General features: G+C 62.0%; 12 protein-coding genes and 1 pseudogene. All 13 read right to left on the bottom strand.

Annotated features, from left to right (window positions below; all coding sequences use genetic code 11):
- Window positions 1–274 (bottom strand): redox-sensing transcriptional repressor Rex (locus NUW23_09315; GenBank protein MCR4426370.1); only part of this gene is annotated, 274 nt, incomplete at its 3' end.
- Window positions 271–747 carry a SoxR reducing system RseC family protein gene (locus tag NUW23_09310; protein ID MCR4426369.1) on the bottom strand — a complete coding sequence of 159 codons (477 nt, stop codon included), beginning with the start codon at window positions 745–747 and terminating at the stop codon, window positions 271–273. The genes NUW23_09315 and NUW23_09310, both read right to left, overlap by 4 nt.
- Entirely contained in the window at window positions 744–1,286 is a 543-nt protein-coding gene (locus tag NUW23_09305; GenBank protein ID MCR4426368.1) for an ATP-binding protein, read from the bottom strand. Before NUW23_09305 ends, NUW23_09310 begins: the two co-directional genes overlap by 4 nt.
- Complete coding sequence (locus NUW23_09300; protein ID MCR4426367.1) at window positions 1,287–2,030, bottom strand: PHP domain-containing protein; 744 nt, start codon at window positions 2,028–2,030, stop codon at window positions 1,287–1,289.
- Window positions 2,030–2,374: a DRTGG domain-containing protein gene (locus NUW23_09295; GenBank protein ID MCR4426366.1), complete on the bottom strand. Its 345-nt coding sequence runs from the start codon at window positions 2,372–2,374 to the stop codon at window positions 2,030–2,032. The genes NUW23_09300 and NUW23_09295 overlap by 1 nt, the downstream gene beginning before the upstream one ends.
- Entirely contained in the window at window positions 2,371–3,708 is a 1,338-nt protein-coding gene (locus tag NUW23_09290; protein ID MCR4426365.1) for a 4Fe-4S binding protein, read from the bottom strand. Before NUW23_09290 ends, NUW23_09295 begins: the two co-directional genes overlap by 4 nt.
- 16 nt (window positions 3,709–3,724) lie before the next feature.
- Window positions 3,725–4,156 carry an anti-sigma regulatory factor gene (locus NUW23_09285; protein ID MCR4426364.1) on the bottom strand — a complete coding sequence of 144 codons (432 nt, stop codon included), beginning with the start codon at window positions 4,154–4,156 and terminating at the stop codon, window positions 3,725–3,727.
- 44 nt (window positions 4,157–4,200) lie between these two features.
- Window positions 4,201–4,560 carry a DRTGG domain-containing protein gene (locus tag NUW23_09280; GenBank protein ID MCR4426363.1) on the bottom strand — a complete coding sequence of 120 codons (360 nt, stop codon included), beginning with the start codon at window positions 4,558–4,560 and terminating at the stop codon, window positions 4,201–4,203.
- Between the two features lie 56 nt (window positions 4,561–4,616).
- Window positions 4,617–5,195, bottom strand: coding sequence for an SPOR domain-containing protein (locus NUW23_09275; protein MCR4426362.1), 579 nt, complete (start codon window positions 5,193–5,195; stop codon window positions 4,617–4,619).
- An 84-nt stretch (window positions 5,196–5,279) separates the two neighbouring features.
- Window positions 5,280–6,014 (bottom strand): ParA family protein, encoded by a 735-nt coding sequence (locus NUW23_09270; protein MCR4426361.1) that lies wholly within the window; start codon window positions 6,012–6,014, stop codon window positions 5,280–5,282.
- Between the two features lie 18 nt (window positions 6,015–6,032).
- On the bottom strand, window positions 6,033–7,340 hold the full coding sequence (locus NUW23_09265; protein ID MCR4426360.1) for a bifunctional folylpolyglutamate synthase/dihydrofolate synthase: 1,308 nt from the start codon (window positions 7,338–7,340) through the stop codon (window positions 6,033–6,035).
- Window positions 7,337–8,005, bottom strand: coding sequence for an endonuclease III (locus NUW23_09260; protein ID MCR4426359.1), 669 nt, complete (start codon window positions 8,003–8,005; stop codon window positions 7,337–7,339). The genes NUW23_09265 and NUW23_09260 overlap by 4 nt, the downstream gene beginning before the upstream one ends.
- 4 nt (window positions 8,006–8,009) lie before the next feature.
- Window positions 8,010–10,648: pseudogene (locus NUW23_09255) on the bottom strand (valine--tRNA ligase).
- Between the last annotated feature and the right edge of the window lie 739 nt (window positions 10,649–11,387).

Genomic DNA, 11,387 nt, shown 5'->3' with positions numbered 1-11,387 from the left:
CCAGGCCCACGAGGCCGATGTGGACCTCGCGAGTGAGCCTCAGGATGTCCCGCAGCTGCGCGAGGAGGAATTTCACATCGTAGCCGATGCCCTGCTTGCCGAACTCTCCGAAGAAGGTAAGGTCCTTGCGTACCTGGGCAGGTGTCAGACCGGTGTAGTCTCCAAGTTCTTGGGAGGAGATGATCATCCGCTCACGTGTGTCGAAATCACTGACCGCGCGCAGGTAAAGCGGCAGGCGCCTGACTACGACATCTGGAATCTTGGCCCGTCTCATAGAATCCCTCCGCCTGACCCATCTCTTCCTTGGGATGCGCATACCGTGCTGTCCTGGTTGACAATCTCCGTGGCAACCGAGGCATACGACCCCTCACTCAGGGACCGGTCGTAGAGGTTGAGGGCACCGTATCCGATACCCATGAGAAGAAGACCGCCGATGGCCGAGGCGACCGAAGGGTTGATACCGAACCCCAAGGCCCGGGCGATCCCAGGCCCGACCCCGAGGCCGACCATCAGCCCGAGAAGCGGCACGCCGTAGACAAATGCTGCGGCCTTGAGAACATCCCCATCCGGGATCTCCAACACCACTAAGTCCCCCACCTCGGCCCCTGCGTTGTTCCTGGCCAGAAGGAGACGAGGCTTGTTCTCGACAAGTCCGCACGCACCGCAATGCTTACAGGCAGTTGGGCGGGTCACTGTCACTTCGACGTGCTTTCCGTGAACCGCTTTGACCACGCCGATTTGCTTCAAGCTCCTAACTCCTTTTCACCTTCAGCTATGTGCTGCCTGATGAACGATGCCACTTCCGGATGGGACAGAGGAATATCGCCCACCTCCGTCCGGATTTCCCGCGTATCGACTCTAAGGGATTTGCCTCCACGAGAGTGATTATACACGAAATCCACCCCCGGATTACAGACGGCCAGCGCAACTACAGTCCCTGCCATGTCGCCGAGGGGTGCCCGGTCGATGTGGCTGAGCCTGAATGTTGCTGCAACCACGGTGCCCCGGCCACGTTCAGTCTCCACCGTGAGCCCGCCGCCGCACCGCTCCGCCGCGGCTGCGAAAAGCGGGACACCCAGCCCAACATCTCGGGTCGTACGCGTGGTAACGAACGGGTCCCGAATCCGCATCGCAAATTCGGGGTCCATGCCCCTGCCATTATCCTCCACCCTGATGACCATGGTGTCGCTGTCCGTGTCTTCGAGGACGTCGATGGTCACCAGGGTCGCCCCTGCCGCGATGGAATTCTGTGCAATGTCCAGGATATGCATCGAGAGCTCTCGCATCTATTCTATCTCCACGTTTCTCCCGCCTTCTCCCCGCACTGCCATGATGATCTCAGGGAGGGTGGGACGCTCCACCGTGAACACAGAACAGCCCGTTCCAATGTCGGACAGTGTGTGAGCGTCCGAGGAACACACGAGGCGCCGGCCGGCCGCTGCTGGCAGTGTGCGTCTGGCTTGGTCCTCATTGACGTTCCGGGATACCTCCAGAGCGGGAAGGTCAAGGTGGGGCGGGATGAACCCAAGCTGGCCCAGCATGCTGAAAGACGGCCTGTCGACATGGGCCGGGATACACAGGCCACCCAACCTGCCTACTCGACTCACAACCTCATCTATTGAGAGTGTGGTGCGGGCTGCGAGAAACGCCGTCTCCTGCCGGGTGGACCCGGCCCTCGGGTTCACGACCCACTGCTCGCCGAAGATTTCCGGTGTGTTCTGCCCTGGGGGAAGAGCCCTTCGGACGCTGGCATCCCACTTCGCCAGGGATTCCAGATCCGGAAGCAAGGTGATCACATGGACCTCTTCCCGAGTCTGCACCTCAATGCCTCCGATCACTGCAAGCTCGGTCCCTCGGGCCTCGAAAACAGTCTGTTCCACGTTCAACCCGGAGTTGTGGTCCGTTATGGCGATGATATCGAGACCGAGAGCTACGCACCTGGCGACCACTGCCCTCGGGCTCATCTCCCGCGCCGCACACGGTGAGAGGAAGGTGTGGACGTGGAGGTCGCCCACGAGCCTTCTCAGCATCAGTTCTCCCCTCTTATTCCAAGCGAGTACATCCTCCCCACGACCTCAAACGCTGGCATGCGGGTGGTCAGAACCGGAATGCCGCGCGCCTCGGCTTTCTCCACTGCATCCTCCTGAAGTGCCATTCCGCCCACTATGACCACTGCAGCGAGGTCCAGGAGGAGTGCCACGGCCACCACATTCTGGTGCACCTGTGAAGTCACCCAGACTGCCCCCGCTCGGGCGTTCGCCATCACATCGCTGAGGAGATCAGACACGTAGCCCGAGGTCACCTCGCGGTCCAACCCAATGTGCGCTGCTATGCAGTCCAGTTCAAGTGCCTGCGCCAGCTCCCTTACGGTCATTTCCCGTCACGCCTCCCCATTGCCGGCAGATCCTTCTTGGTCAGACCGAGGAGTTCCTCGGCTACTTCACGCATGCGCTCGCGCAGTTTGAACATGCAATCCGTCTCGCTCGCATTCCCGCGCACTATGTCCTCGGCGAGGGCCCGGCACGTCGGAGATCCGCACGCCCCGCAGTCCAGGCCTGGAAGGTCCGCAAGAACCTTCTCCAGCTGCCCCATCATGGCAATCGCCGTCTTGAGGTCCCGGTCCAGCTCCAGGCCGGACAGTGCCGGAATGTCCCCTAGGATCTCGAAAGACTCCTCGCCATGCTTGTCCAGGATCGCAGCAACTTCCCCAGAAGTATCCGGGCCGACCTCGGAGAGAAGCCCATCCGCCACTTCCCGCACACGGACCCTGGCGACAAAAGGGTTCTCCACGCTCACGGGGCCACCGACGCACCCCGCCGGACATGCGAGCGCCTCGATGTAATCCACGCCCCGGAGCCTGCCAGTCTCCACTTCCTCGAGGAGGCTGATTACATTGTGGATGCCGTCCACGGCGAGCGTGTTGGAGAGCCCCAGGGCGCGAAGCTCGCCCCCGTTTCCAGCCCAGCCCACCCCGAGTCCGGAGCCTGCATGAAGCGGTTTCGCGGTCACACCGGAGGCCACGGCTTCCGAGAGCTGCCCAAAGATGTCCGATATCGCAATGGCGCCGTCAACATAGGAACACTCTGACCCGAGCGGGGCGATGACAGCTGTAACCTTGGCTGCGCATGGGGTGATGAAGAACACCCCCACATCTTCAGGGGGAATGCCTCGTTCCTCGGAGACCTCCATCCGGGAGAGCCTCGCCGCGGCGAACATGGGGCTCTCGACCCTCGCTACGTGGGGAAGGAGGCCTGGGAATCTCACCTGGATCAGGCGCACAACAGCAGGGCATGCGCTGGAGATGAGGGGTCTCGGGGATGGTGTCCGTCTTATGTACCGCCGCGTGCATTCCGTGGCCACATCTGCCCCAAAGGATACATCGCAGACTGCATCGAAACCCAGGCTGAGCAGGCCGTGAACCACCTGGCCAGGCTGGACTCCCTTGCCTAGCTGGCCGTAGAGAGCGGGAGCGGGGATCGCAATCCGGAACCTGAAGGTCTCGAGGTCCTTGAGTGAGCTCGTAACAACTGTCTTCGCGTGGTTCTCACAGGTCCGAACACATTCCCCGCAATCGATGCACCTCTCTGGGTTTATCACAGCCTTGCCCTCCCGGACCCGTATGGCCTCGGTAGGACACCTCTTGATGCAGTTGGTGCAGCCTTTGCACTTCTCTTCGAGAAGCCGGACGGAATGGAATCGTTGGTTCAAACCACGTTCTACCCCCTCAAGCGTCCGCGGCTCCCACCTTCGGAACCTTCACAACGATTTCCACTGTGGTTCCTGAACCCACCGCTGATTCGATTCTGAACTGGTCCGCGCACCGCTTCATGTTGGGAAGCCCCATGCCCGCCCCGAACCCCATCTCTCTGACCTCGTCTGGGGCAGTCGAATAGCCTTCTCTCATTGCAAGGTCGATGTCTGGTATCCCCGGGCCGGTATCCTCCGCGGTGAGCGTGACCTTGTCGGAGTCGACGGACAACGCTAATCTGCCGCCCTGAGTGGAATGGATGACCAGGTTCATCTCGGCTTCGTAGGCGGCCACGGCGACCCGCCTGACAGTCTCGGCATCGAGCCCCAATTGGCGCAAGACTCTCTTGATTTTCGTCGCTGCTTCCCCGGCCGCGGTGAAATCGTATCTCGCTATGGAGAACTCCATCTCCAGCGCGCCTGCACCAGGGTCCAAGCTCGATCCCTCCGCACTCACCGCCACAACGACGAAGTGCCCGCAATCCCCGCCCGGAACAGGATGCCGCACGTCTCGTACATCGGGAGCCTGGTTGCGAGCAGAGGAATGCCTTTCTCCACGGCCAGTCTTATGACGTCCTCTTCAGGCCGCTTCCCTCGCACGAAGATTATGGCGCACAGCCCGGCGACTTCCGCGGTCCTGATGACCTGGGGACTCACCAGCCCTGTGCAAAGCAGGGTCTTCTCGTGGGTGAACACAAGAACGTCACTCATAAGGTCAGACCCGCATGCGACAGACACTTCTACGTTTGGAAGCTTGTCCGCAAGACAGAGAACGTCGGCATCGATCAGCGGGCAGATGTCTTGGAGCGTCAAGCGGTTCCCCCCCAAGTCATGCGGCCCGGCACGCCTGCGCCGGGCCACATCTCTCGCTATTCCACTACGACAACTTCGTACCCAAGGCTGGCGAGCTTGTCACTGAGTGCCAACGCGTTCCCACGGTTGACGAACGCCCCCACCTGCACCCTGTAAGGGGCCGGCCCGGTCACGTAGGTGGGGTAGCCTTGAGCCTCAAGATCCCGCGCGGCCGCCATCGCCGATTCCCTGGTGCCGAATGAGCCCACTCTGACCCGGTAGAACACCTGAGACCCAGCCTTCGGTGCTGGCGCAGGGCTTGGAGTTGGTGCAGGCGTGGGCGTGGCGGGCGTCGGGGCTGCCGCGGTCGTCGAAGGGCTCACCGTCGTCTTTGGAAGCTGAATGTCTGGGCCGGAGCCTTCGGATGGCTTCGTCGTGGGGGCGGCAGTGGTTGTGGTCTGTGTGTTGTTCCACGGGTAGTAGCTGTAGCTGGTATCTCCTGAGCTGCTCTTGGAGACCGAGCTACGCCCGGGACTCATCAGGTTCAAAACCTGCTGCCCGATCAGCCAGCCAACCCCTACCGCGGCGACGCTCACCAAAGCGACGGCGAGGATCCAGGAGAGAGCGCCGCCCGTGGATGACCTCTTCACCGGCATTGAAGATCCCTTCCTTTGCTCGAATCATCCGGTACGGGGCATGGCCCCGCCTCAGTAGATACTCTTATTCGTCACTAATACCACTCATGACTGACGAAATCCTTCCCACGGCGGGAGCATGAACCGGTCCATGACGAACACCGGGAGACCCGATTCCTCTGAGAGTCTCGCGGCCCCCTCTCTATCACAGGCCGCCCCTCGTTCGAGAACCACGAATCTTATGGGTATCCCGGTCGTCCGGGACACTTCCCCAATCACGGGGAGGCCCTCCCTCGCCAGGTCGATGCCGCTCTCAGCCCCCAGGTTAGTATTGGCAACGAGGGCAGTCACCCGGAGCCGTGAAGCCTCTTGCACCGCGCCCATCATAGAGATTATCTCATCTGGAGTGGATGTGAAAGGCCGCCGGGTGTTTATGACATACAGCATCTCATAGCCTGCTCTCTCCAGATTGTCCCTGAACCTCCCAAGAGCCCTGGCGCCATCATCATCCCCGCCTACATCGATGATTGTCTCAATTCGAGAGTCTCCTAACAAACCGAAGATCTCGGGCGACAGTGCTGGGAGGTCGGACATCTCGAGGTTCGTAAGGGTCGATACCACCTTGATTCCGCGTTCCCCGAGTCTCTGCCTGAGTTCTCTGGACCGGAAGAGTGGTTTCACTATGTCGATATCAACGAGTGAGACCTTTCCTCCGGACCCCGCAAGCCGCGACGCGAAGTTCGCCGCCAGTTCAGTCTTTCCGCTTCCAAACGCCCCGGCGAAGATCGTAATACGGGCTGTGCGGAACAACTCCATGTCACCGTCATATGACACTGCCACCACTTCTCGCCCCCAACCCTAATCGCGCCACATGCCCCGGACCTCGCCGATCAGGTACAGGGACCCAGCGATCAACACTGCCTGTGCCCCCCGTGAACGTGCCAACCCCAGAGCCTCACTGGCCGCGGCCCGAGCGGGGATGACCGCCCAAGCCTCCCGGCCCGCCTGCCTGGCAAGTGAGACGATTTCTTCTGGATCCGCCGCCCCTGATCTTGTATGAGAAGCCTCCGTCCCGATGATGATCTCGGCGAGGGGAGCAAGGATCTCGACCATTTCGCGCAAGGGTTTATCGCGCGAGCACCCAAGCACAAGGACTCTGGGGCGTCCCGGGATTATCTCGCCTACCGCACTCGCCAGGGCATGTGCTCCATCAGGGTTATGCGCCCCGTCGAGGATGACCAGAGGCGGGCCAGGATCTACCACCTCGAATCGCCCAGGGTTCCGCGCCCCGATAAGCCCCGCTTCAAGCGCTTCACGGGGCACAGGGAATCCGCGCCCGGCGAGCACCCCCAGGGTTGTCACTGCAACCGCACAGTTGACCGCCTGGTGCCTTCCGGGGAGAGAGGTGCGGACCGTCCCCACGACGAACCCGGGGACGTTGATCTCCATGGTTGTCCCCAGTACATCAACAGATACGACATTCCAGGTCACATCCCTGCCGGTCCAAACCACGGGCGCCCCCACGTCCGACGCGACGCGTTTCAGCACCCGCTCAGACTCCTCTTCCTGTGGGGCGACGACAGCAGGGATCCCAGGCTTCAGTATCCCGGCTTTGTCCCAAGCGATCTCCCCGAGTGTACGGCCCAGTCTCTCCATGTGGTCGAGGGCTATGTGGGTTATCACTCCCACCTCCGGCATCACCACGTTGGTGGAATCGTACCTCCCCCCGAGCCCAACTTCCACTACCGCTATTTCCACGCCCGCACGGCGGAACCACTCGAAGCACAGGGCCGTGCACACTTCGAACTCCGTCGGCAGCCCGAGGTCCGGGTCCTCTCCCATGGCTGAGATGGCAGGGACCAGAGATTGCAGGATGGACGCGAGCTCGGCCTGAGGGATCTCCTTCCCGTCCACCCGGATGCGCTCGGTGTATCTCTGGAGGTGCGGAGAGGTGAAGAGCCCGGTTCGGTAGCCGGCGTGCCTGAGCACGGACTCCACCATGACGGCTGCGGACCCCTTACCGTTCGTCCCCGCGACGTGCACGTGTTTCATGTGCCGCTCGGGGTTTCCAATCGCTGCGAGCAAACGCTGGGTTCGCTCCAGCCCGGGCCTGATGCCGAACCGTGTCAGCTGATCCAGGTACGCAATGGCCTCATCGAAAGTCACCCATTCCTCACCGCCCATTCACACCCGGGTGCAAGTGAGCACGCCTCACATCGCGGCTTCCCGGCCCTGCACGTCCTCCGACCGTGGGTCACCATGTTCATATGGAACTGGTAGACAATCTCCGGGGGAACCAGCGGGGCCAGGACTTCCTGAGTCTTTGCGGGTCCGCTGGTATGGACCAGGCCCACGCGGTTTGCAACCCGGTGGACGTGGGTGTCCACGGGGAAGACTGGCCTGCCCAGGGCGAAGAGAAGTACGCACGCTGCGGTTTTCGGACCCACTCCCGGAAGCGACGTGAGGTAGTCGAAGGCCTCTTCGTCACTGAGTTCAGACAGGAAACCGAGATCGAGACGGCCCGCGCAGGATCGGACCGTCTCGAGAACCTGCTTCAGCCTGTTGGCCTTGATGTCCGCGAGCCCTCCCGTGCGAATCACCTTTGCGATATCGCCCGCCGGGGCCCGGGCGAGCGCCTCCCAATCCGGATAGGCGGCCCGGAGCGCCGCGAAGGTTCGGTCCGAATTCGCATCGGAGGTGTTCTGGGTGAGGATCGTGTGGACCAGAGTGCCCAGAGCATCCCCTCTCGGCCTGAGCACCCGCGGCCCATACATCCCCGCAAGGGCTGCGTCAACACGCCTCACCCTCTGCCTGATGTCGACGCTGTCCACGGCCTTACCTCGAAAGTTCTTCTATTCTGGCACGGATCATGGAGACCGACCCGGCCAGCTCATCGAGCCTTGCACGCTGTTTCGCCACGACTTCCTCCGGAGCCTTCTGCACGAAAGCTGGGTTAGCGAGTTTCTGTTCGACCTTTGCGATCTCCCCCTCCAGGTCTGCGGCCTCCCGCCTGAGCCTTTCGATCTCCCGGTCGAGGTCGATCATGCCTGCGAGGGGAAGGTAGATCTCTATCCCGGGCACCACGGCGTGCGCGGCCTTTGTGGGTTTCTCGGACCCGGCGGGTCTCACCGCCACCGTCTCCAACCCTGCGAGGTGCGCCAGCAGGTCCAGATCCTGCGAGAGAGCGACCTCGCGCTCCGGGTCGACGTGGAGCACTGCGTCCACTTTCCGGGACGGCACTACTCCGAACTCCGCCCTGATATTGCGGATAGCCCGGATTATCTCCATCAGAGTATCCATCCTGGCCTCGGCGTCCTCGTCCCAGGCCTCAGGGTCGGGCTCCGGCCATTTCTGAACCATGATAGAGTCGCCACGGTGAGGCAGATGCTGCCAGATTCCCTCAGTAATGAACGGCATGAAGGGATGCAGGAGCCTCAGAGACCCCTCGAGCACTCTCCACAGTACATACTGGGCCGTCAGCCTGCCAGTGCCCTCTCCGCGCAACCTCGGCTTCGCGATCTCGATATACCAGTCGCAGTACTCACCCCAGATGAAGTAGTGGACGGTCCGCGCCGCCTCGCCCAAGTCGTACCTTTCCAGATGGGCAGTGGTGTCCCGGGCTGCCCGGTTGAACCGCGAGAGGATCCACCGGTCCGGCAACGTGAGGTCCAGGCCGTCGGGCTCGCCGTCAGGAGCCTCAAAACCCTCCAGGTTCATCATCACGAATCGGCTGGCGTTCCAGATTTTGTTGGCGAAGTTGCGGCTCGCTTCCACTTTCTCGGAGTTCCAGCGGATGTCGTTTCCGGGCGTGTTCCCGGTGATGACGGTGAACCTCAGAGTATCGGCCCCGTAATCCCGGACGATATCTAGGGGGTTCACCCCCGTCCCCTTGGACCTGCTCATCTTGGAGCCATCCGCGTTCCTGATCAGCCCATGGAGGAGCACATCGGAGAATGGCTTCTCTCCCATGAACTCCAGTGCCATGAAGATCATCCGGGCGACCCAGAAGAAGATGATGTCGTACCCCGTCACCAGCACAGACGTGGGATGCCAGTGCTCAAGCTCAGAGGTGTTTTCGGGCCATCCCATCGTGGAGAAGGTCCAAAGGGCTGAGGAGAACCAGGTGTCCAGCACGTCGGGGTCCTGCTCCACCTCGTCTCCGCACTTCGGGCAGAATTCCGGGTTCTCGACGGACGCGAACATGTGCTCACAGCCTTTGCAGTACCACACAGGGATCCGGTGCCCCCACCACAGCTGCCTGGAGATACACCAGTCACGGACGTTTTCCATCCAGTTGAGGTAGGTCCGGGTGAACCTCTCCGGCACAAAACGTATGCTGCCGTTCTTCGCGGCCTCGATAGCAGGCCGGGCCAGCGGCTCCATCTTCACGAACCACTGTCGCGAGATCAAGGGCTCCACCATCGTCCCGCACCTCTGGCAATGGCCAACCGCGTGGGTGTACTTCTCAGTCATCACTAGGAGGCCCAGAGACTCCATCTCGCGGACCACCGCACGGCGGCACTCGTCCCGGTCCCAGCCCTCGTACTTCCCTGCCGCACTTGTCATCTTGCCATCCTGCCCGATCACTCTAATGGCGGGCAGGTTGTGGCGAAGGCTGATTTCGAAGTCGTTAGGGTCGTGGCCTGGGGTGACTTTGACCGCACCCGTGCCGAACTCCGGGTCTACGTGGGCATCGGCAACTACTGGTATCTCGCGGTTCATGATGGGCAGCACCAGAGTCTTGCCGATTGCGTTCTTATATCGCGGATCCTCCGGATGAACCGCCACCGCGGTGTCACCCAGCATCGTCTCCGGGCGAGTCGTGGCCACAGAGATGTGTCCGCTTCCGTCCCGGAACGGATACCGGAAATGCCAGAGGGCACTCTCCACGTCCTCGTGCTCCACCTCGACATCAGAAAGGGACGTCCCGCACCCCGGGCACCAGTTGACCATCCGGTCTCCGCGGTATATCAGGCCCTTGTCAAATAACCTGACGAAGACCTCCCGGACCGCCCTGGAGCACACAGGGTCCATGGTGAACCTTTCCCGGTCCCAGTCAGGCGAGCACCCTAGTTTCTTGAGTTGCTCCACGATCGCCCCGCCATACTCGCGCTTCCACTCCCAAGCGCGCTCGACGAACCTCTCCCGGCCGATGTCCGCCTTGGAGATTCCCTCTCGGGCCAGGGCCGCAGTGACCTTGGCCTCCGTCGCAATGCTCGCGTGGTCAGTTCCCGGGATCCAGCAGGTGTTCTTGCCCTGCATCCGCCTCCACCTGATCAAGATGTCCTGTATCGTGGAGTCGAGGGCGTGGCCCAAGTGGAGTGTCCCGGTGATGTTGGGCGGAGGCATCACGATTATGAACGGCTCCCGGTTGGGATCGGGCTCAGCGTGGAAGTATCGCCCGGCCAGAAATCGTAGATCCGGTCCTCGATCTCTTTCGGGTTGTAGGTTGTGGGAATGTCCTGTCGCGCCATGGTAGTCAAACCTCCAGTACCGCCCCTGTCCGGATGCCCGGACCGGTTGTGTGGTCGCGTCTCGTGTGATCCGGTCTCAGGCGGCGCCACAAAACAAGCCTCCCTCACCCACCAAAGGGCGAAGGAGGCCAACCTCCGCGGTACCACCTTTGTTCCCGGACAGCCCACGGCTCCCTGCCAGACACGGGCGCCGCCGGACCAACCGGACTCAAATGGGTTTTAACGGGCCCGCCGGCCGGACCTACCCGGCCCCTGCGATCGGGGCTTTCGGACCAGCAGCTCAAGGGCGACCTTCGCGCGCGCAGAGACCGAGGGAACCTCGCACCCGGTGGGCTCCCTTCTCTTCCGGCACACCCGCGCTACTCCTCCCCGTCGTCGCGTTTACGCAGTCATAGAATATTAGGTTGATAATACACCGGCTCCGCCGGCCGTGTCAACGGCCTGGCTTGCCACTCAGTAGTTCCGCAAATGGGCCTTGGCGTGGCGTGTTGCGAAACGTCGCGGCACAGGGCATGTATGGCGGGATTTCCCATACGCAGTTTCGCTGAAAGCTCCCCTCTCCCCAGGCCCGCGGCTTGGGAATCGATGGCATGATCGGTTACCGGGGACCCTTGCCATCAGGCCAAGTCGTCACCCCGGTCTGAGCCTGGGGATCGGCAACGGGTGAGCTAGGGTTCCAATGCCCGCCAAGACCTGCCGCGCCGGGGAAAGGCGTTACGCTGAAAGAACTGGCGCGGCA

The organism is Bacillota bacterium, assembly GCA_024655925.1.
Lineage (GTDB): Bacteria > Bacillota > DTU025 > DTU025 > JANLFS01 > JANLFS01.
Note: the sequence above shows the minus strand (reverse complement) of the source record. Positions and strands in the feature narration are given on the sequence as shown.